Here is a 21,789-nt window from a genome sequence, read left to right as displayed (position 1 = left end):
CTATTTCACCTCCTTAAAGCTATTAAAGACATCTAAAAATTGTGCCATTCTAGGATCTAAGACTGTGTCGTCGCATCCACAAGACTCGATATTACGATTCTTGCCACAGACTGGGCAAATACCCTTGCAGTCGTCCTGGCACAATATCTTTGCCGGGAAATTTACTAAGATCTCGTTTAATATGAGTTCATCTACAACTATTTCCTCACCATCAACAAATGAGTAAGGACCTATTTCTTCATCTGGAACTACCTGTCCTTCTGAAACTTCAACAGTTTCATCAACAGCCACAGGTACATCAAATGAAACATCTGTCAAGCATCTGTCACATGAACCAGTGATATTAGCGCTAGTGTTAAATGTGATGTGAAGCTTTCCAGAACCAATCATAGACAAAACTACATCAAATGGCTCTGTGCGATTGATAGTAAACTTACTGCCAAGATAAGAAAAATCATGTATGTCGCAAGTTCCAGTAAACTTCTTATTTTGATCAGGTAATGAAGTGATATCCTTAATAGAAATCTTCATATAAAATCTCCTATCCACACTTTGCCAATTATACTAAGCTTTAATATGCTTGTCAAACACTTTTGATAAAAAAGTGCATTAATTTCACAAAAATTTGATGAAATTATTTGCCAGATACAATAGCTGCTGTATCTCTTGCAATCATAACTTCCTCGTTTGTAGGTACAACGTATACCTTAACCTTTGAAGAGTCTGAAGAAACAAGTCTCTCCTCGCCAGCTACATCGTTTCTAGCGTCATCGATTTCAACACCCATGAAACCAAGATGGTTACATACAGCCTTTCTAAGACCTGCATTGTTCTCACCAAGACCAGCTGTGAAGCAGATGATGTCTACACCGTTCATAGCAGCTGCATAAGCACCAACATACTTAGCGATGCGGTAAGCAATCATATCCATAGCAAGCTTTGCTCTCTCATTACCTTCTGCTGAAGCAGCAATAAGATCACGGAAATCTGAAGAAATACCAGAAACACCAAGTGCACCAGATTCCTTATTAAGTACGTTCATAACGCCAGCGAAATCAAGACCTTCCTTCTTTGCCATGAATTCAACAGCTGAAGGATCGATATCACCTGAACGTGTACCCATCACAAGTCCCTCAAGTGGAGAAAGACCCATTGATGTGTCTACTGACTCGCCATTGAGAACTGCACAGCAAGATGCACCGTTACCAATGTGGCAAACGATGATTTTTGAGTTCTTAAGGTCGCATCCGTCCATCTCAGCTACACGCTTTGAAACATAGCTGTGTGATGTACCGTGGAAACCGTAACGACGTACGCCGTACTTCTCATAATATTTGTAAGGAACTGCATACATGTATGCTTCCTTAGGCATTGTCTGATGGAATGCTGTATCAAAAACACCAACCTGTGGCTTACCTGGCATAAGCTCGCGGCATGCATTGATACCGATGATATTTGCTGGGTTGTGAAGTGGAGCAAGATCGTTGCACTCTTCTACAACCTTGATCATCTCGTCTGTGATAAGTGCAGAAGCAGCGAACTTCTCACCACCGTGAACGACTCTGTGACCTACTGCATCGATTTCATCAAGAGACTTAAGAGCACCTGTAGCTTCGTTTGTAATAGCGTTGATTACAGCTGCAACAGCCTCCTTGTGTGTAGGCATAGGAATCTCTGTGATTTCCTTATCAAGACCAGCCTTCTGATAAACGATACGTCCATCAATGCCGATTCTCTCGCAAAGTCCCTTGCAAAGTACCTGCTCGCTCTCTGAATCAATTACCTGATACTTAAGAGATGAGCTACCACAGTTGATAACTAAGATCTTCATAATAATAAAGTTCCTTTCTTTATATGTTTTTCTTTCTTTAATAATTGTATACTTAAACAACATTTTAATTATATCACTAAAATTTGTCTTCTCAACCAAATTTTAATGTATAATACCCATGTAAAAGTATTTTCGGAGGAACAAAATGGTAATTGGAATAGTTGCGGAATATAATCCCTTTCACAATGGCCACAAGCTTCAGATTGAATACGCAAGAAATGTATTAGGCGCTGATCAAATAATTGTCGCTATGTCCGGCAGCTTCACTCAGCGTGGTGAAATCGCATGCTTCGATAAATATTCAAGAGCCAAGGCCGCTCTTCTTTGTGGTGCAGATGTAGTTCTTGAAATCCCTACCATTTTCGCCACCAGCTCTGCTAGAGAATACGCATCAGCTGGAGTAGCTTTGCTTAATGCCACTGGAGTCGTAGATACATTACTGTTTTCAGCAGAATGTGACCGCAAGGAATTATTTATAGATGAAAGCAAAAAGCTAGTCGAACTAGAAAACTCCGGAGAAATAAATAACGAAATTAATGCTCTTGTTTCTCAAGGAATAAGCTATGCCACTGCCAGAGCAAAAGCTTTAAAGGCATTTCTAGCGGAAGATATCATCTCATCTCCTAATAATATACTAGGAATCGAATACTGCCGTTATATCCATGCAAATAATTTAAATATGGATATTGCAGTTATGAAGCGCCAAGGAAACGAATACAACGATTTAAGCTTATCTGGACAGCTTAGCTCTGCCAGTTCAATACGCCAGCATTACAAGCTTTCAAAATCCTTTGAAGCAGTACCTGAAGAAGTATCTCCATTGTATAACAGTATTTCGTTCGTTGCTTCAGATGATGTTTCAGAGCTACTTCATTACAAGCTTCTTACCACAGAAAGCTACGAGCAATACTTAGATTGCAACAATGACCTTTCAGACAGGATCAAAAACAAGCTACCTGAATTCGTTTCATTCAGCCAATTCTGTGAAGTTTTAAAAACGAAAAATTTTGAATATTCAAGAATCAGCCGAGTGCTCTGTCATATTCTTTTAGGTATTACAGAAAATGATTTTAAGGAAGCAAAAGAATCTGGATATATATCGTATATACGAATGCTTGGTTTCAGCAAAAATGGAATTAATATTCTTGGAAGAATAAAAGAAGAAGCACATGCTCCTTTAATAACATCGCCAAACGAAATAATAAATAAATACGATATTATTTCCAGTGATATTTATCGCACTATCCTAACTTCAAAAACAGGAAATACATATCCAACAGAATATACTCGTAAATTTGATTTAGTAAATATATAAGAATAACAAAAAAGACACCTGATATCAGGTGTCTTTTTTCGCAGTTCCTAGCGGAATCGAACCGCTGTTTTCGCCGTGAGAGGGCGACGTCTTAACCGCTTGACCAAGGAACCATATTGCCTTGTCGCTATCAGCGACAAGACATATATTACTATGTGAATTGACTTATGTCAACACTTTTTTTAGTCTTCATATCCATTTGGATTATTCTTCTGCCATCTCCATGAATCTGCGCACATTTCTTTAATGCCAAACTCTGCTGTCCAGCCAAGTTCTTCCTTTGCTTTTGTAGCATCTGCGTAGCATGTAGCAATGTCGCCTGGACGACGTGGCTTAATAGAATATGGAATCTTTACTCCAGTAGCTTCTTCGAAATTCTTTACAATATCGAGAACTGAGTATCCTACTCCTGTACCAAGATTGTAAATCTTAAGACCTGCATTTTCCTCGATTTTCTTAAGAGCCTTAACATGTCCCTTTGCAAGATCAACAACGTGGATGTAATCACGTACACCAGTACCATCTGGAGTATCGTAATCATCACCAAATACACCAAGCTCTGGAAGCTTTCCAACAGCAACCTGTGTAATGTATGGCATAAGGTTGTTTGGAATACCATTTGGATTCTCGCCCATTGTACCAGACTGATGTGCACCAATTGGATTGAAATAACGAAGAAGAACTACGTTCCACTCATTATCTGCCTTCTGCATGTCAGAAAGAATCTGCTCAAGCATTGACTTTGTCCATCCGTATGGGTTTGTGCACTGTCCCTTAGGGCAGTTTTCTGTGATAGGTATCTCTGCTGGATCACCATAAACTGTAGCTGATGATGAGAAAATGATATTCTTGCAATTGTGCTGTCTCATTACATCAACAAGTGTAAGTGTACCTGCGATGTTATTCTCATAGTATTCCCAAGGCTTCTGAACTGACTCACCTACTGCCTTAAGACCTGCAAAATGAATACATGAATCAATCTTTTCGTTTGCAAATACTTCATTTAATCTATCTCTATCTAAGATATCGCCTTTGTAAAACTTAACTGGCTTTCCTGTAATAGCTTCTACTCTCTCAAGAGACTTTTCAGATGCATTACTAAGATTGTCGTATACAACTACATCATAGCCTGCCTGCTGAAGCTCTACACATGTGTGGCTACCAATAAAACCAGCACCACCCGTAACTAATATTGCCATAAAAGCACCTCCTTAAAGTTCGTTACCATATAATAGATTATCAGAAAACTAGAGATTATAAAAGTAGTTTCTATTATATTTTTTGCATATTAGCTTAATTTCATAACAAACAAAAAGTCCTAGGAATTATCCTAGGACTTTTAATCGTTTGTTTTGAAATTAAGCTACCTTAGACTTTGCAACTTCAACAAGCTTAGCAAAACCTTCTGCATCGTTAACAGCGAGCTCAGCGAGCATCTTTCTGTTCATCTCAACACCAGCGAGCTTAAGACCGTACATGAACTTAGAATATGAAAGTCCATTGATACGTGCAGCAGCGTTGATACGAGCGATCCAAAGCTGTCTGAACTGTCTCTTCTTCTGCTTTCTACCAGCGTATGATGATGTAAGGGCACGCATAACTGACTGCTTTGCAACACGATACTGCTTGCTTCTAGCGCCTCTGTAACCCTTTGCTAACTTTAATGTTCTATTATGTCTTTTCTTAGCGTTTAATCCGCCTTTAACTCTTGCCATTTTAAATTCCTCCTAACCAAATAAATAACATTTCCAAATCTATTTTAGAGATATGGAAGTACTTTCTTCATGTTCTTTACGTTTGTTGAATCAACGATTGCTGACTGACGAAGATTTCTCTTTCTCTTTGTAGTCTTCTTGGTTAAGATGTGGCTCTTGTATGCCTTGTTTCTCTTAAGCTTTCCTGTTCCTGTTACCTTAAAGCGCTTTGCAGCTGCTCTTCTTGTCTTCATCTTTGGCATGATAAATTTCCTCCTGTATTACGATTTCTTTTCTGTAAGCACCAGGCTCATACTACGACCCTCAATCTTTGGTGCCTTTTCCACTACTGCAACATCAGCAAGTGCCTCAGCAAAATCATCAAGAATATGCTTTGATGACTGCATATGAGCCATTTCACGGCCACGGAAACGAAGTGTTACCTTAACCTTATCGCCCTTTGAAATGAACTTCTTAGCTGCATTTACCTTTGTGTTCATATCATTAGCATCAATGTTTGGAGACATACGAATCTCTTTTACCTCAACAACATGCTGCTTTTTCTTAGCTTCCTTTTCACGGCGTGCCTGCTCATAACGGTATTTACCGTAATCAACAATCTTGCACACTGGTGGATTAGCCTTTGGTGAAATCTTTACAAGATCTAATCCTTCATCATCGGCAAGCTTCTGTGCCTCTCGTGCTGACATAATGCCAAGCTGTTCCCCATCAGAGCCAATTACACGAACTTCTTTGTCGCGAATCTGCTCATTAATCATTAATTCGCTAATGGTACTACCTCCAAATAATAAAAAAAATAGTGGATACAGAATATCCACCATAAATCATCACAAACAAGGTTTGTGTGAAATATAAGACCCAAGTCACTGTAAATATACGTGCTAAGGTGAGAGTGGATACTCTACTTTGTTTTCACAACACGAATAATATATCACGTAAACCCCGCAGAGTCAACAATTTTCTACGAATTAAGAATAAATTTGTTGATTGCCTCTGCTACTGCTCCATTATTATTATCTAAAACTGTAATATAGTCTGCAACTGCCTTAAGCTCATCTCTGGCATTTGCCACAGCAACTCCTACACCGGCCGCCTGAACCATGCTGATATCGTTTCTCTCATCGCCACATGCTACTGTATCTTGCATATCTATATCAAGGATAGATGCAAGCTCTGTAAGCCCGGCGCCTTTGCTAGAATCCTTTCCAACATACTCAAGGAAAGCAACATTTGAAAACATGCTGACAAATGAATCTTCCATTTCGGCCTTATGAGCTTCCTCAAACTGGAATAGCTTCTCATGGTCTTCGAAATTTACTACCATCATCTTAGTAAGCTTGTGACCTCTAAGATCCTCAGGAGATTCAATTACAGTAATTGGCTCCTTTGAAATCTCTGAATATCTGTCTGTATCAGCATTTAGTGAAAACGAATAAATCTGACCAAATTCAAAAATAATGGTGGTTAAGCCAGCGTTTTTTGAATAAGTCATAAGCTTTATTGCAGCTTCATTATCAAGGAAATGTCCAAATAATACTTCATCATCGGTGGCTCTAGTGCCAACGGTTCCCTGGTAACCTAAAAGATAAACATTTTCTCTATCAAAAACTTCAAATCGCTTTAAAAGCTTTTTCATAACATGTGTGGGACGGCCTGTATCCACAGCAAGCACATGCCCCGCATCAAGCATTGCATTTAAAGCATCAAGATTGGCCTTACAGATGTCCTTATTGTCATCGAAAGTTGTGTCGTCCAAATCAACTGCAAGTATTTTTCTGTTCATTTTAAACCTCATTGCCAAAGATAGGCGTAAAGGTACGCTTTTTGAAATAATCAATCTCTGGCTCGTTATTTTTCTTTGCCTCTCGACAGAAGGTTTCCTGTGCTCCCACAGGCTTCTTGCCGCGAACAGGCTTTATTCTAACATAGTTTCCATCCGCTGTCATCTCGTAAGCCTTTAGGGTATCTCCCAGCTGAACATCAAGAATATGCTTAACTTTATTCTTTAAAATAACATCCTCAACTGGAAAAATTATTTCAACACGTCTATCTAAATTACGTGGCATCCAGTCCGCTGAGCCCATGTAAATATCTTCTAATCCGTTGTTATAGAAATAGAAAATTCTAGCATGCTCAAGATATGTGCCAACAATGGATGACACATGAATATTCTCGCTAACTCCTGGAATGCCTGTTCTAAGACAACATATGCCTCGAACAATAAGATTTATCTTTACTCCGGCATTGCTTGCCTCATAAAGCTTTTCGATAATCTCTTTGTCGCAAAGGGAATTCATCTTTGCAATAATTCGTGCTTCCTTTCCCTCTTTGGCATGACGAATCTCTCTATTAATCAAAGTAACGAAGGTGTCCCTTAGCCAAAGTGGGGCTACAACAAGCTTATTCCAGCTTGCTGGCTCTGAGTATCCGGAAAGCATGTTAAATACAGCGGTAGCATCTTCGCCATATTTTTCATTGCAGGTAAACATACCGCAATCGGTGTATAGCTTAGCTGTAGAGTCGTTGTAATTTCCGGTACCAAGATGAACATAGCGGCGAATACCATCATCTTCTCTTCTAACGACAAGAGCAATCTTGCAGTGAGTCTTTAATCCTACTAATCCATAAATTACATGACATCCAGCTTTCTCAAGCTTCTTTGCCCAGATGATATTATTCTCCTCGTCAAAACGAGCCTTCAGCTCAACAAGTACTGTAACCTGCTTTCCATTTTCAGCAGCATGGGCAAGGCTTGCTATGATAGGCGAATTACCGCTAACTCTGTATAAAGTCTGCTTGATGGCAAGCACCTGTGGATCAAAGGCGGCCTGTGCAATAAAATCAACAACAGGGTCAAAGCTTTCATATGGATGATGAAGGAAAATATCTCCCTTTTTAATCTCATCAAAAAGCTTTTCACCTGGCTTAAGGCGTGGGTTGTTCTGAGGCTTAAAGCTTGGAGCTCTAAGGTCACTATGACCATCGATTCCATAAAGCTTCATAAGATAGGTTAAATCAATAGGTCCTTTGATTTTATAAATATCTATTTCATTAACTCCAAGGTTTTTCTTTAGTATGGAAAGAAGCTTTTTGTTAATTGTAGATTCCACCTCGAGACGAATTACTTCGCCCCACTGCCGTGATTTAATCTGTTTTTCGATTTCTAAAAGCAAATCTTCTGCGCCCTCTTCATCGATTGAAAAATCGGCATTTCTCATGATTCGATATGGAGAAGCTGCAACCACATTGTAATTTAAGAAAAGCTTGTCCATGTTGCGCTCGATAATCTGCTCTAAAAGGATGAAGCAATCATGATGCTTTTCATCGGCTGGAAGTGAAACAAATCGAGGTAAAACTGATGGAACCTGAACAGTGGCAAACTCAACATCATCGCTTTCATTGCCAGCTACTGTTGAACCCTTTTTCTTTTCAATCAGCGCCGCAATATTTAGAGATTTGTTTCTTATTAGTGGAAATGGTCTAGATGCATCAAAGGCCATTGGAGTAAGAACGGGATAAACCTGGCTCATAAAAAATGAATCCACGAATTTCAACTGTTCTTCATTTAAATCCTCGTATTTATCGTATAGGATGATTCCGTTTTCTTTTAATGCCGGGTTGAGATGTTTGCCCCATATGTTGTACTGAAGCTCTACTAGCTCTCTTGTCTTTTCGTTGATTGCAATGAGCTGCTCTGTAGGTGTCATTCCTGCAATGTCAGGCTTTGTGTAGCCTGCATGCTCCATATCTTTAAGAGAAGCTACACGAACCATGAAGAACTCATCCAAATTGGACGAAGTTATACTTACGAATTTAATGCGCTCCAAAATAGGAAGCTCTTTAACCATAGCTTCATTCAATACTCTTAGCTCGAACTTTAACCAGCTAAGTTCTCTATTATCATAGTATTTTGCATCTGAAATATTGATTTTGCTTCCCATAACGCCTCCTAAAAATCTAGTTTTCTCTAAGAACCGGTTTTATAGAAAAGATTTCTTCGAAATAATCTGCATTCTTTTTGAATAATCCCTTTTCAAGAGCCAGTGAACTATTGGCCTCAATTGAAATCACAAGCTCTCTGTCCTTTACTCGCATTGAAACATTTTTGATCTTCTGCTTATGCGATCTATCAAGAGCATTGGCAACCTTTAAAATTGCAAGTAGTTTCAGGATAGTTACGTACTCATCCTGGGTGAACTTGTCCGAAAGGTTCTCATATGGTTCAACAGGCTTTCTGTTAAATTCAACAGTTGTAGCTATTATCTCCCTTTCCTTGTGACTAAGTCCAAGGATTTCAGAAGACATAATAATTGTATATGAACAGCTTGACGCTTCTGATAGAGAAATATACTTTCCACAGTCATGAAGAATAGCTATACATTGCATAAGAACTCTTTGTCTTTTACCAAGCCCATGATATTTTTTCATAGCATCAAATATTTCACTGGAAAGCTTGAACAAAGCCTTTAAATGTGGCTGATAGCTATCATATCGTTTGGCAATAGCCCAAGCTGCTGAAATAATATCGTTATCAAAATCATGAGATGATGTAAGCCATTTCTTGGAATAGCTATGATTATATGCAACACCCTCACTTACAGATACTCCCGGAGCATACACAATTTCAGGAGCTAATGTTTCAGCCAAAACCTTATAAAGCATTACCATTGGTTCGATAAGATTTTCATTGTCCAGATAAACATCATGCTTCAGCTCGAACGCCTTAATATAGTTCTTATTAATCTTGTTTAGGAATTCAAGGTAGTCCTTTGTTTTAATTTGTTTTGAGGAAAAATCGGATATTCTCTCAGCAATGGTACTAACCTGCACCCCTAAAAGAATCATGTACTTTGGAACCATATCTCTCAAAAACATGGTTTTAAAAACTTCCAGTTCCTTATACATCATCTCGTAGGTTTGCTCAAAAGAATTATTTGATATAGTTCCCAGCTTTCTAAGGTTCTCACTTATAGAAACTGTGCCCATTGATAAATGTTGAGTTGTAACGATTTTTCCCTTTGAGAAAAGTGTGATTTGAAGTGAGACACCGCCCACATCAACAAGAACAGCGGATTCGTTAATAAGCTCCTCGAAGCCTTCTGTGGATGCCACAGCTTCATAGCCTAAGAATCTCTGCTCAGAATTAGAAAGAACATTTACCGTAAATCCGGTATGCATTTTTATTTGCTCTAAAAAAATGATAGCGTTTTCAGCCTGCCTGATATTAGGACCTGCTACTACAGAATAACTATCCACTTTGTAGCCTTCCATAGTGCGACGCATATCATTTAAAACGCGACAAAGCTTGTCCGTAGTCTGAGGTAAGATACGGCCATGCTCAAGCACATCTCTGATAATATCAGAAGGGATTTTAAGAGTGTCCACAGTCTTAATCCCCTTCTGTTTACTGATTTCAAAAACTTTCATTGTAGTCTCATAAGAGCCAATGTAAATACTTGCAAATAATTTCATGTTCCCCCCATTACGAAATTAATAGTTTCCTAAAACTCTAATACTTACGCATTCCTCTTTTAGACCAGTAAGTGCATTTCTAACTGCCTCATCGTTGAGATTGCCATCTATGTCTATAAAGAATCTATACTGCCAATTTACGCCTTTAATTGGTCTAGATTCGATTCGGTTCATATTGATACCATTGAAAATGAGGTTTGAAAGAATCCTGTAAAGACTTCCTGGTTCGTGAGAAATCTCTAAGCAAAGACTAATTTTATCTGCAGATTTTTTATATTTCTTTTCCTTAGAAACAATTACAAAACGTGTCTCGTTATTTTTATCATCCTGAATTGATTCCTCAAGAATATCAAGGTTGTATAAAACCGCATTATATTTGCTACCAATAGCAGCCTGAGTCTTATCTCCATCATCCTGGATTTTCTGAGCACTCATAGCTGTATTTCGTAGGTTTTTAACATCCCAATCAATGTGATACTTACGAATGTAGTTTTCACACTGGGCTATTGCCTTAGGATGAGAATATACTGTTTTTATATCATTTATAGTGGCACCTTTAACACCAAGTAAAGCGTGATCAACCTTAAGAATCTGTTCGCCAATTATGGCAACATTGTATTCAGAAAGTAAATCAAAATTCTCCTCAATAGAACCAGCCAAGCTATTCTCGATTGGAAGAACTGCATAATCAGCTTTACCTGTACTGATTGCCTCCATGGCATCGCGCCATAAATCAACATGAAAGCTGTCTTTCATTTCGTCGTCAAAAAACGCCAGCATTGCCAGCTGGGAATAAGCCCCTTGAACGCCTTGGAAACATACAACTGCATCTGAAAAATCGAATCTGTCTACCTGCGTAAAGCCAGTGTCAAAAGAAACTCCTCGCTCTTGCAAAATAGCAAATTGCTTTTTGCGGCTGATGGACATTATCTGTGTGTATAGCTCTTTGACAGCCTGCTCGCTAAAATCATCGTCAACATATGATGAAAGCTTTTCTAGCTTTGCATCCTCACGCTCTTTGTCATAAACCTTTTTACCTGTAGCGATTTTGTACTCAGCTACCTGACAGGCAAGCTCCATTCTTTTGTTGAAAAGATTAAGAATCTCCTTGTCTACCTGATCGATTTCTACCCTGATGTCTCCTAAGTCTCTCATGTTACTCCTATTCTGTTACTTGTCTAATGCTAAAATTGGTGGATTGAATAGCCCAACTTCTGTGCTACCATTTGCCACATGGAACGTTGTACCTGAATAGTAATCAGCAAAATAAACATATTTGCTAGTTACATTGATGTTGTTAAATTCACCTTCAGCAAGAAGAAGTTCTGCGCCTGTAGTCAAATCGACCCTATACAATCCATCAGGATTCCCCTTTATGGACTGATAGTACAGGTAATTGCCAGAAATATTATATCCTGATGTACCATAAGTGGTGATACCAATTTTGTTGTCTCCAGAAAGAGTACTTCTGAAAACTCGATTATTTTCATCCAAATTCATATAGTACAAAGTGTTTCCATCAATAATTGGAAGCCACAAGTTTTCAGATGAAACATAAGTAGAATCTTTTGTATCAAGATTCATGCTATGGAGATTGTGATCACGCTCCACACCAGAATAGTATAATGTTTCTCCTACCATACAGCGTGGGTCGATAGCAGCCTTTGAAAGCTGAACTCTTTCTTCACCGTCGATACCAACCATGTAAAGAGATGTGGCATCTTCGGAATCATAGTGAAAATAAACAACTCTATTTCCAGCGAGAGCAGCCGCATTGCAATTAGCTTGATCAAGTATAATGACCTTTTTATTTTTCTTTGTCATTCTACACAAGCTTTCTGTGTTTACATCAAGCACAAAATCTGCATTATCGTTGTGATTACGACTGTAATAAAGGTAATGTGAATCGGCGTTAATAAAATAAACGCTATCATTTGCAACAATTTCTATATCAGATTCGTCTGGATTCATTTTGTAGATTCTGCCGCTATCATTTGGATTAGAAAAATAAACTACTCCATCTGTTTCGCAGAACAATCCATTTCCGTATAGATTGCCGATGGTATTTCCATTTGTTCCTGGATCATTATAGTAGGTTACAGTATTGATATACTTGTAAAATCCTAGGCCAGCAACAATGGCAATAACTACAACTAAAATGATGATTCTTTTTAATACCTTCATTCAACTGCCCTCCCCAAAATTAAATATTAAAAAAGTCTGATAGTGAAAGCTGATTTGATTTTGGAAGATCTTTTACGATTCCAAGCTCAACCATTTTATCAAGAATAGTCTGTGATACCTTTCCTCTATCGCGAATCTCGTCTTGTGATAAGAACCTGCCCTGACTAGCAGCAATTTGAAGCTGCTCGGCAGCCTTATCACCCATTCCGGAAATAACATTGAATGGTGGAAGAAGCTTCCCATCTACTATTTTAAAGTATCTTGAGTCAGATTGGTATAGGTCCATAGGTAAAAATTCAAATCCTCGGGCATACATCTCCTGACACAATCTAAGTGCAATCAAAATATCCTTATCAGTAGCAGATAAATCTGGCTGAGATTTGTAGTACTTAATCTCCTGCTCGCATCTAGCTTTTCCCTGACAACATTTTTCATAATCAAAGCCACCAGCTCTGATTGAGAAGAATGCTGCATAGTATGCCAATGGATAATTGATTTTACAATAAGCAACACGCCAAGCCATCATAACGTATGCAGCAGCATGGGCTTTAGGGAACATGTATTTAATCTTTTCGCAGGAGCCGATGTACCAGTCTGGCACGCCGTGCTCTTGCATGTGCTGCTTGTAGGTTGGCCATTCATCACATTTTCCTTTAGCAACAACACCCTTACGAACTCGTTCCATGATAGTGAAAGATTCCGCTGGGTCAAGCCCCTTATGAATAAGGTAAACCATGATATCATCACGGGTACAAATAGCCTCGGTGATAGTGGCAGTTCCACTAAGAATAAGGTCCTGAGCATTACCTAACCATACGTCAGTACCATGGGCAAGTCCTGCAATTCGAACCAAATCAGTGAAATATTGAGGCTTAGCCTCAACAAGCATCTGCATGGCAAAATCAGTACCAAACTCCGGGATACCAAGTGTACCAAGTGGTGTTCCCATAATATCATCTGGTGTGATACCAAGAGCTTTTGTGCTTTGGAACAACGACATAACGTCCTTGTCATCAAGAGGAATCTTTGTAGCATCAATTCCTGTCAAATCCTCAAGTCGCTTAATCATGGTAGGATCCAAGTGTCCTAAGATATCAAGCTTAAGCAGGTTGGCATCAATCTTATGGTAATCGAAATGGGTAGTTACAATATCAGTATCCTTATTGGCTGGATGCTGAACTGGAGTAAAGGAATAGATATCCTCACCGTTTGGAAGAACTACTACACCACCAGGATGCTGACCTGTTGTAGATTTAACACCTTCAACTCCCTTAGCAAGACGTTCGTTTTCAGCGCGACGCTTTCTTATATCACGCTTTTCGAAATATTTTAAAACATAGCCAACTGCGTTCTTGTCCGCAAGTGTAGAAACTGTACCGGCCTTGAAGGTCTGGCCATCACCAAAAATAACTTCTGTATATTTATGAGCCTTTGACTGATATTCGTTGGAGAAGTTCAAATCGATATCAGGCTCCTTATCACCCTTGAATCCAAGGAAGGTTTCGAATGGAATATCAAATCCATCCTTAGCAAGAGGCTTGCCGCATTTAGGACAGATTTTATCTGGCATATCTACTCCAGAAAGTCCCTGGTTAACAATCTCCTGCACCTCTGGACCATCAAAATCTACATAATAGCAATTAGGACATCTGTAGTGAGGTGGCAATGGGTTAACCTCTGTAATACCAGCCATTGTAGCTGCAAAGGAAGAACCTACGGAACCACGGGAGCCTACCAGATAGCCATCCTCGTTAGACTTCCAAACCAGCTTCTGAGCGATAATGTACATAACGGAATATCCATTACCGATAATAGAATTAAGCTCTCGTTCAAGTCGCTCTTCTACAATTTTAGGAAGATCAGGTCCATAAACCTCATGTGCTCTGGTCTCACAAATTCGTCGTAAATCCTCTTCTGAATGTTCAATGACAGGAGGACACTTATCTGGACGAACTGGGTGAATACGCTCCACCATATCAGCAATCATATTTGTGTTTTCTACAACTACTTCATGAGCCTTCGCCAATCCAAGGTAAGCAAATTCCTCAAGCATCTCATCTGTAGTATGAAGATAAAGTGGTGCCTGCTGGTCTGCATCGTCAAAGCCCTTATTAGCCATGATGATACGTCTGTATACTTCATCCTCTGGATCAAGGAAATGCACATCGCAAGTAGCAACAACAGGCTTTTTAAGCTCGTCTCCTAATGCAACAATCTGCTTATTAATCTCCTGCAAATCCTTTACAGAATTGATGTTTTCGTATTTACGTTTATCAGAGCGAATCATAAATTCGTTGTTTCCGACAGGCTGAATCTCCAGGTAATCGTAGAAATTAGCTATACGCATAATCTCCGATTCATCTCTTCCATCAACGATGGCATCGTATAATTCACCGGCCTCACAGGCAGAACCAATAATCAGTCCCTCTCTGCATTCCATCAGCAAGCTCTTTGGAACTCTAGGATATCTGCTAAAGTAATAAAGATGGGATTCTGAAACCAATCTATAAAGATTAATACGTCCCAAATCATTCTTTGCAAGAACAATACAGTGATTTGCACGCATTTTCTTTATCTGCTCTGGGCCTGGTTTACTATGGGCATTAAGCTCTGATAAAGTGAAAATCTTTTCATTTTCAAGCTTTGTAATGAACTTCTCAAATACCTTAGCTGTAGCCTCTGCGTCATCAACCGCTCTATGATGATGCTCGTTTACAATATTTTCAGCCTTACAAACAGCATCAAGATTAAATCTTGCCATATTTGGATGTAAGTATCTGGCCATCTCTACTGTATCTACGTGAGTATAGTCGTATTCAAGGCCAAGCTGCTTACAATTGTATCTAATAAAGCTGGTATCAAATCCAGCATTATGTGCAACTAAAACAGAACCCTTACAGAACTCCATAAACATTGGAAGAATGACGTCGATTGTAGGAGCATCTTCTACCATTTCGTCCTTTATGGAAGTAAGCTCTGTTATGTTGAATGGGATTGGAACCTGTGGGTTTACAAACTCAGAAAATCTATCAACGATTTCTCCATTTACAAACTTAACAGCGCCAATTTCGATTATCTTACATGTCTTTGGGTTGAAGCCTGTAGTCTCAATATCAAATACTACAAATTCATCACGTAAAGTCTGGCCCTTATCATTGGTAACAATAAGCTTTGTATCATCTACAAGATAGATTTCGCATCCGTATATAACCTTGAAATCCCCAAGGCCCTTCATGTGATCCGCATCACAGAATGCCTGCACAACACCATGGTCTGTAATGGCAAGTGCCTTATGGCCCCATTCCTTTGCCCTACTGATAATTGTAGTGATTTCTGATACACCATCGAAATCCGACATCTTTGTATGGCAGTGGAGCTCGACACGCTTATCAACTGCAGTATCCTGTCTGGTAACTCTGAAGTCACGAATTCTGTTGATAGAATTTATTCGACCGACTGTAAGCTCCTTTGAATAAATATCCTCATCAAGCTTACCTGCTATCTTGTAGAACTCTCCCACTTTAAGAGCCTTTTCTAGCTCACGTCCCTGATCTGCATCGCTAAAGAATAGCTTAATAGAGATAGAGTCGGTGAAGTCCGTCATTGCACCAGTTCCAAAGTATCCGCCCTTCTTGGTCTCTCTAAATTCAAGAGCTGTAAGCTGTCCGCGGATAATAATTGGTCCAAGAAGCTCTCCGTTAATATCCTCCATTGGAGTAGCATTATCGAAGATTTCATTTCCATAGATACAATCTGGATCATCAGATTTAGTAAGAGGCTTGATAACTTTTGTCTCAGTTTCTTGTGGCTTCTTGCTATCTGCATCCTTTTTCTTGTCAGAATTGTCATCACCGCTATTTTCACCATCAGAAGATTCATGACTAACACTCTGAGCGTTAATAGCCGCAATTTTGTTTTCGATTTCAAGAATTGCATTCTCAAGATATTTACTTTTGACAGGCTCTTTATAGTCGAAGTCGATAACGATATTCTGATGACATCTTCGGCATAGGATTGAATGAAGAATATCAAACAACTCATGCTCTTTCTCTCTGGCAATTATCGTATCTTCGATAGTAACCTTTAAATGACCATCCTCAGTAAAATCTAAATCCGCTTTTTTATATATGTTAAAAAGAAGAGCACTTCTATCCTCTAGCTCCTCTAAAATACTATCATTGTATGAACTTAAAAGATTTTCAGGTGTATACTGACTTGATAAATCGAAATCTTCGAGGATTCGAATTGTAACACCATTATTTGGGAAGAATTGTTTTTTAATAGATTTTTCCAAATGCCAGATACGGCGTTTAGGAATAAGGGTATTGAATGTAACGTATATACGAATATCATCCTTCGAACGACCTGTACTTACCTTAGTGACAGTAGCGTCACTAAGGGCAGTATCAAGATCATTCCCCGCTTCCATATTAGGGAAAACTTCATAAAAACTCATTTGATCCATATCATTATCTCCGTGGCCAGTTTATAAGCTCCTCACGTAATGCATTAAGAAGCTCGCTCTCAGGCATCTTACGAACAACTTCGCCGTGCTTTATAAGAAGGCCTTCTCCAATGCCTCCAGCAACGCCTAAATCAGCTTCCTTCGCCTCTCCTGGTCCATTAACTACGCAGCCCATAACAGCTACTTTTATATCTAAATCTGAGAACTCTTCAACAAGATTCTCTACCTTATTTGCAAGTCCAATTAAATCTATCTGTGTACGTCCACATGTTGGGCATGAAACTACTTCAATTCCACCCTTTCTAAGGCCAAGTGTACGAAGAATAAGCTTTGCTGTCTTAATCTCTTCGATAGGGTCACCTGTAAGCGAAACACGGATAGTATCACCAATCCCCTGTGAAAGAATCATTGATAAACCACAAGCGCTCTTGATATTTCCTGCCTTGATTGTTCCAGCTTCTGTAATACCAACATGAAGTGGATGTGTTGTCTTGTCAGCAATCAATTCGTGAGCCTTAACACACATCATAACATCAGATGACTTGATACTGATTACAAGATTGTCGTATCCAAGGCGTTCGATAATAGCCACTTTATCAAGTGCAGACTCAACAAGACCTTCTGCTGTAACGCCACCATATTTTTCAACAAGATTCTTTTCTAGTGAACCTGAATTAACTCCTACTCGAATTGGAATATTCTTTGCCTTTGCTGCATCAACAACTGCCTTGATTCGCTCTTCACTTCCGATATTACCAGGATTAATACGAATCTTATCAGCTCCATTTTCGATAGCTGCAATAGCAAGTCTATAATCAAAATGAATATCCGCAACCAAAGGAATGTGAATCTGCTCTTTGATTTTACCAAGAGCCTGTGCAGCTTCCATATCAGGAACAGCGCAGCGAATAATATCGCATCCAGCCTTTTCAAGTTGAAGAATCTGTGCAACTGTTGCCTCTACATCCTGTGTTTTTGTGTTTGTCATAGACTGGATAAGAATTGGATTTCCTCCACCTATAACTCTATTTCCAATTTTAACTTCAGTAGTCTTCATAATATTACCTCTACATAAGCTTAAGAATATCGTTGTACATAACAACAACCATTAAAACCATTAACAATGCAAATCCTACAAGATTTATGCCATTCTCAATTTCCGGCTTCATCTTCTTGCCTCTAATACCTTCGATGATAAACAAAAGAATTCTTCCACCATCAAGGGCTGGGAAAGGCAATAGGTTCATAACGCCAAGGTTGGCAGTAAGAAGAATTGCGATTGATAATAGATTGATAAATACATAAAACAAGCCACTGCTAATCGATTGATCATAAACATCAGAAATGGTAGTAACAACTCCCACAGGACCTGACACTTCATTTACAGATATCTGGCCTGTAAATAGCATCTTTAAGCTAGATAATGTAACGTAAATCTGATATTTGATTTCGTAAGCTGCGTATTTCAAAACACCAATTGGTGATACCTTTTTGTATTCCGCATTCTTGATAATGCCAATCATTTTTCTGCCGGTTTCTTCAGAGTATGTTGGCACTAACTCAGTCTCATGCTTTTCACCATCACGTGAATAGACAATATCGTAACTTTCTGCGTTTGGATGTAGGAATGTGTAGATGCTAATTTCATTGTAAAAATGAACATTATATCCATTAATGCTAATGATTGTATCTCCAGCCTCCATACCTGCTTCTTCAGCCGCATACCCTTCCATAACATCAGATATGGTAGCGTCATTTACTCCTAAAGCTGCAATATAAACTACAGAAAGGATATAAGCCAAAATAAAGTTAAATAAAGGTCCTGCGAAAACGATTTGAAATCTCTCCCATAGGGATTTATTATTGAATGCTCTATCGCTGTCGCTTTCCTCATCCTCGCCTTCCATTACGCAAGAACCTCCGAATGGAAGAAGCTTTAAGCAATACTTTGTTTCGCCTTTTCCCCAAGATATCAAGGTTGGGCCAAGTCCCAAGGTGAATTCATTTACCTTAACCCCACACTTCTTTGCAAAAAGAAAATGTCCTAGCTCATGAAAAATAATTATGAAACTGAAAATTAGTATAGCTAGAATAATCTTCATTTTTTACCACCTGCTCTCAATGAAATCGTAAGTCATCTTTTCAGTTTCAAGAACCTGTTCGATTGTAGGATTCTCAATGAAATCAACATTAATCATTGCTTCTGATACGATTTCTGGAATCTCCAAAAACTTGATTTTATTATTCAAGAACTTTGCAACAGCTCTTTCATTGGCAGCATTAAAGACAGTTGGAACATTTCCACCTGCATCCATTGCATCATAAGCCAAAGATAGACCATAGAATGTTTCCATATCTGGCTTTTCAAATGTAAGTGAACCTACTTTGAATAAATCCAGAGGCTCAGCATAAAGAGTCTTACGATTTGGATAGAAAAGAGCATAAAGGATTGGCAATCTCATATCAGGTGTACCCATCTGGCCAATTACTGCTCCATCCATAAATTCAACAGCAGAATGAAGGACGCTCTGAGGATGTACCACAACCTCTACCTGGCTAAGATTTACATCGAATAGCCACTTAGCTTCCATAACTTCCAAACCTTTGTTGATCATTGTGGCAGAATCGATAGTGATTTTTGCGCCCATAGACCAGTTTGGATGCTTCAATGCATCTTCTACTCTAACGTTCTCAAGCTGCTCAAGAGTCTTGCCTCTAAAAGGGCCACCCGAAGCAGTAAGAAGAATCTTTGAAATTTTATTATGTCTCTCGCCATTTAATGATTGGAAAATAGCGCTGTGTTCGCTATCAACTGGAAGAATAGAAACACCTTTTTTCTTTGCAAGAGGCATGATTATATGACCTGCAGTAACAAGTGTCTCCTTGTTTGCTAAAGCAATTGTCTTTTTGGCATTGATAGCTGCAATAGTAGGCTGAACTCCAATCATTCCAACTACGGCAGTAACTACAGTGTCAGCCTCTTCACAAGTGGCAACAGCAATAAGTCCTTCCATTCCAAAATGAATATCTATATCCATATCAGAAAGTCTTGTCTTTAAATCCTTTGCAAGCTCCTCTGTTCCCACAGAAACAAGTGTAGGATGATACTTTCTGATTTGCTTTTCAAACAAATCTAGATTCTTTCCGCAGGACATTGCAACTACCTGCAAATCCTCTGGATTTTGTGAAACTATGTCCAATGTCTGGGTTCCAATTGAACCTGTTGAACCAAGTAAAGCTAACTTCTGTGACATTTTACTACCTCTTTATACGTAAAAATAATAAGCTAAGAAGAAAATTATAGGTGCAGTGATAATAACACTATCAAATCTATCAAGCACTCCGCCATGTCCTGGAATCAATTTTCCATAATCTTTTATTTCGAAATTGCGCTTAATTGCTGAAGCAGCTAAATCACCTACCATGGAAATAAGCGCACCTACTCCAGAAATGATAACAAGCGGAAGAATTGCAAAATCATCCATCTTGAATACTGCTGAAATAACATAGCAGTAAATCGCTGTGAATAACATTGCACCAACTACTCCACCAACAGCTCCTTCAATAGATTTCTTTGGTGAAAGAATTGGAGACATCTTGTGCTTTCCAAACAATACGCCCACGCAGTATGCAGATGTATCGCATCCCCAAGAACAAAGGAAAATAAGCCATACAATAAACTGGCCATTTGTAAGCATTCGTGTCTGGTAGAGGAATGAAAGCATCACTCCTACATAGAATAAACCAAAGAATACTGCCATAATCTGATGACTATGGAACTTTGGATAGCTAAACACAAATACAGCTAATAATAAAATCAAAAATGCAAGGACAATTACCATAACATCCTGGCAGAATTGAAATCTTAAATCTAAATAGTATGTAATGCAAGCAAGATAACCTAGAATACCAGGTAAGCTCTTTTCAACTTTAAAGATTCTATAAAGCTCAAACATGCCGATAAGTGACAAAACAAGCATTACTGCTAAAAGAACATCTCCACCTGTGCAAATAAATAAAAGTGCAAGAGCTACAAGAATAATTCCACTAATTAATCTAGTAATAAACATATATAATCCTTCCTATATACCACCGAATCTTCGGTTTCTCTTATCGTATTCCTCTACAGCCTTCTTTAATTCCTCTGGTGTAAACTCTGGCCAAGGAACTGGTGTAAAGTAAAATTCTGAATATGCTAATTGCCATAACAGATAGTTTGAAAGTCGCTGCTCACCAGATGTTCTAATCATAAAATCTGGATCAGGGATATCCTTAGTGTCTAAGTAGCCTGAAAAAACATCCTCTGTAATATCTTCTGATTTGATATTTCCAGCTTTGACATCCTCTGCAACCTTTCGAATTGCTCTAGTCATTTCATCTCTACTACCATAATTTATAGCAATAGTAAGTGTAAGACCTGTAAACTGTGATGAGTACTCTGTAAGCTCAGCAATAGCTGTTCTAAGTTTGTCATCAAGCTTTGTTAAATCGCCAATAAATCTAACACGAAGGTTATCCTTTTTGGCTGTCTTCATACATGTCTTTATATATTCCCCTAAAAGCTTCATAAGAGCTTTAACTTCATCGTCAGGTCTAGACCAGTTTTCAGTAGAGAAAGCATACATGGTAACGTATTTTACTCCTAAATCATGTGCTGCTCTACAAATGGTTTCGACATTTTTAGCCCCTACAGTATGTCCGTATGTACGAGGCATTCCTTTTGATTTGGCCCATCTGCCATTTCCATCTAGTATTATAGCTATATGCTCTGGTACGTTCATAGCACCTCCAAAATAAAATATAATGA

18 protein-coding genes and 1 tRNA gene are annotated in these 21,789 nt (G+C 38.7%); 1 reads left to right on the top strand and 18 read right to left on the bottom strand.

From position 1 onward, the window contains the following. A complete protein-coding gene (locus tag BO15_RS0109000; RefSeq protein ID WP_033154021.1) occupies positions 1 to 531 on the bottom strand; it encodes a YceD family protein in 531 nt (176 codons plus the stop codon). A 103-nt stretch (positions 532 to 634) separates the two neighbouring features. Next, positions 635 to 1,831, bottom strand: a complete 1,197-nt coding sequence (locus BO15_RS0108995) for an acetate/propionate family kinase (protein ID WP_033154020.1) — start codon at positions 1,829 to 1,831, stop codon at positions 635 to 637. A 145-nt stretch (positions 1,832 to 1,976) separates the two neighbouring features. Here BO15_RS0108995 and BO15_RS0108990 point away from each other — a divergent pair, with 145 nt between their 5' ends. Beyond that, positions 1,977 to 3,146: a nucleotidyltransferase family protein gene (locus BO15_RS0108990; protein WP_052169866.1), complete on the top strand. Its 1,170-nt coding sequence runs from the start codon at positions 1,977 to 1,979 to the stop codon at positions 3,144 to 3,146. A gap of 41 nt (positions 3,147 to 3,187) precedes the next feature. Here the strand turns inward: BO15_RS0108990 and BO15_RS0108985 are convergent. The 16 genes from BO15_RS0108985 to BO15_RS0108910 all read right to left on the bottom strand — a co-directional run bounded on the left by BO15_RS0108985 (position 3,188) and on the right by BO15_RS0108910 (position 21,763). Next, positions 3,188 to 3,259 (bottom strand) — tRNA-Glu (locus tag BO15_RS0108985). Between the two features lie 69 nt (positions 3,260 to 3,328). After that, on the bottom strand, positions 3,329 to 4,345 hold the full coding sequence (galE, locus tag BO15_RS0108980; RefSeq protein ID WP_033154019.1) for a UDP-glucose 4-epimerase GalE: 1,017 nt from the start codon (positions 4,343 to 4,345) through the stop codon (positions 3,329 to 3,331). 159 nt (positions 4,346 to 4,504) lie between these two features. Beyond that, positions 4,505 to 4,861: a 50S ribosomal protein L20 gene (rplT, locus tag BO15_RS0108975; RefSeq protein WP_033154018.1), complete on the bottom strand. Its 357-nt coding sequence runs from the start codon at positions 4,859 to 4,861 to the stop codon at positions 4,505 to 4,507. Between the two features lie 44 nt (positions 4,862 to 4,905). After that, positions 4,906 to 5,103: a 50S ribosomal protein L35 gene (gene rpmI / locus BO15_RS0108970; protein WP_028236330.1), complete on the bottom strand. Its 198-nt coding sequence runs from the start codon at positions 5,101 to 5,103 to the stop codon at positions 4,906 to 4,908. Between the two features lie 18 nt (positions 5,104 to 5,121). Next, the gene (infC, locus tag BO15_RS0108965; protein ID WP_033154017.1) at positions 5,122 to 5,619 is read right to left on the bottom strand and encodes a translation initiation factor IF-3; all 498 of its coding nucleotides are present in this window, start codon (positions 5,617 to 5,619) and stop codon (positions 5,122 to 5,124) included. A gap of 203 nt (positions 5,620 to 5,822) precedes the next feature. Beyond that, entirely contained in the window at positions 5,823 to 6,644 is an 822-nt protein-coding gene (locus BO15_RS0108960; protein ID WP_033154016.1) for a Cof-type HAD-IIB family hydrolase, read from the bottom strand. 1 nt (position 6,645) lies between these two features. After that, on the bottom strand, positions 6,646 to 8,802 hold the full coding sequence (locus BO15_RS0108955; RefSeq protein ID WP_033154015.1) for an RNA degradosome polyphosphate kinase: 2,157 nt from the start codon (positions 8,800 to 8,802) through the stop codon (positions 6,646 to 6,648). Positions 8,803 to 8,818: 16 nt separating this feature from the next. Then, on the bottom strand, positions 8,819 to 10,333 hold the full coding sequence (locus BO15_RS0108950) for an HD domain-containing protein (protein ID WP_033154014.1): 1,515 nt from the start codon (positions 10,331 to 10,333) through the stop codon (positions 8,819 to 8,821). A gap of 18 nt (positions 10,334 to 10,351) precedes the next feature. Then, positions 10,352 to 11,488: a prephenate dehydratase gene (gene pheA / locus BO15_RS0108945; protein ID WP_033154013.1), complete on the bottom strand. Its 1,137-nt coding sequence runs from the start codon at positions 11,486 to 11,488 to the stop codon at positions 10,352 to 10,354. Positions 11,489 to 11,503: 15 nt separating this feature from the next. Further along, positions 11,504 to 12,517 carry a DUF5050 domain-containing protein gene (locus tag BO15_RS0108940; RefSeq protein ID WP_033154012.1) on the bottom strand — a complete coding sequence of 338 codons (1,014 nt, stop codon included), beginning with the start codon at positions 12,515 to 12,517 and terminating at the stop codon, positions 11,504 to 11,506. A 19-nt stretch (positions 12,518 to 12,536) separates the two neighbouring features. Beyond that, positions 12,537 to 16,982, bottom strand: coding sequence for a PolC-type DNA polymerase III (locus BO15_RS0108935; protein WP_033154011.1), 4,446 nt, complete (start codon positions 16,980 to 16,982; stop codon positions 12,537 to 12,539). Positions 16,983 to 16,986: 4 nt separating this feature from the next. Next, complete coding sequence (ispG, locus tag BO15_RS0108930) at positions 16,987 to 18,039, bottom strand: flavodoxin-dependent (E)-4-hydroxy-3-methylbut-2-enyl-diphosphate synthase (RefSeq protein WP_033154010.1); 1,053 nt, start codon at positions 18,037 to 18,039, stop codon at positions 16,987 to 16,989. A 10-nt stretch (positions 18,040 to 18,049) separates the two neighbouring features. After that, positions 18,050 to 19,084, bottom strand: a complete 1,035-nt coding sequence (rseP, locus tag BO15_RS0108925; protein WP_033154009.1) for an RIP metalloprotease RseP — start codon at positions 19,082 to 19,084, stop codon at positions 18,050 to 18,052. 3 nt (positions 19,085 to 19,087) lie between these two features. Then, positions 19,088 to 20,236, bottom strand: a complete 1,149-nt coding sequence (locus BO15_RS0108920; RefSeq protein ID WP_033154008.1) for a 1-deoxy-D-xylulose-5-phosphate reductoisomerase — start codon at positions 20,234 to 20,236, stop codon at positions 19,088 to 19,090. Positions 20,237 to 20,248: 12 nt separating this feature from the next. Further along, positions 20,249 to 21,052, bottom strand: coding sequence for a phosphatidate cytidylyltransferase (locus BO15_RS0108915; protein WP_033154007.1), 804 nt, complete (start codon positions 21,050 to 21,052; stop codon positions 20,249 to 20,251). Positions 21,053 to 21,064: 12 nt separating this feature from the next. After that, the gene (locus BO15_RS0108910; RefSeq protein ID WP_033154006.1) at positions 21,065 to 21,763 is read right to left on the bottom strand and encodes an isoprenyl transferase; all 699 of its coding nucleotides are present in this window, start codon (positions 21,761 to 21,763) and stop codon (positions 21,065 to 21,067) included. Positions 21,764 to 21,789: the final 26 nt, after the last annotated feature.

It is taken from the genome of Pseudobutyrivibrio ruminis HUN009, assembly GCF_000703005.1.
GTDB lineage: Bacteria > Bacillota > Clostridia > Lachnospirales > Lachnospiraceae > Pseudobutyrivibrio > Pseudobutyrivibrio ruminis_A.
The sequence above is the reverse complement of the archived record's forward strand: the minus strand, read 5'-3'. Positions and strand labels throughout refer to the sequence as shown.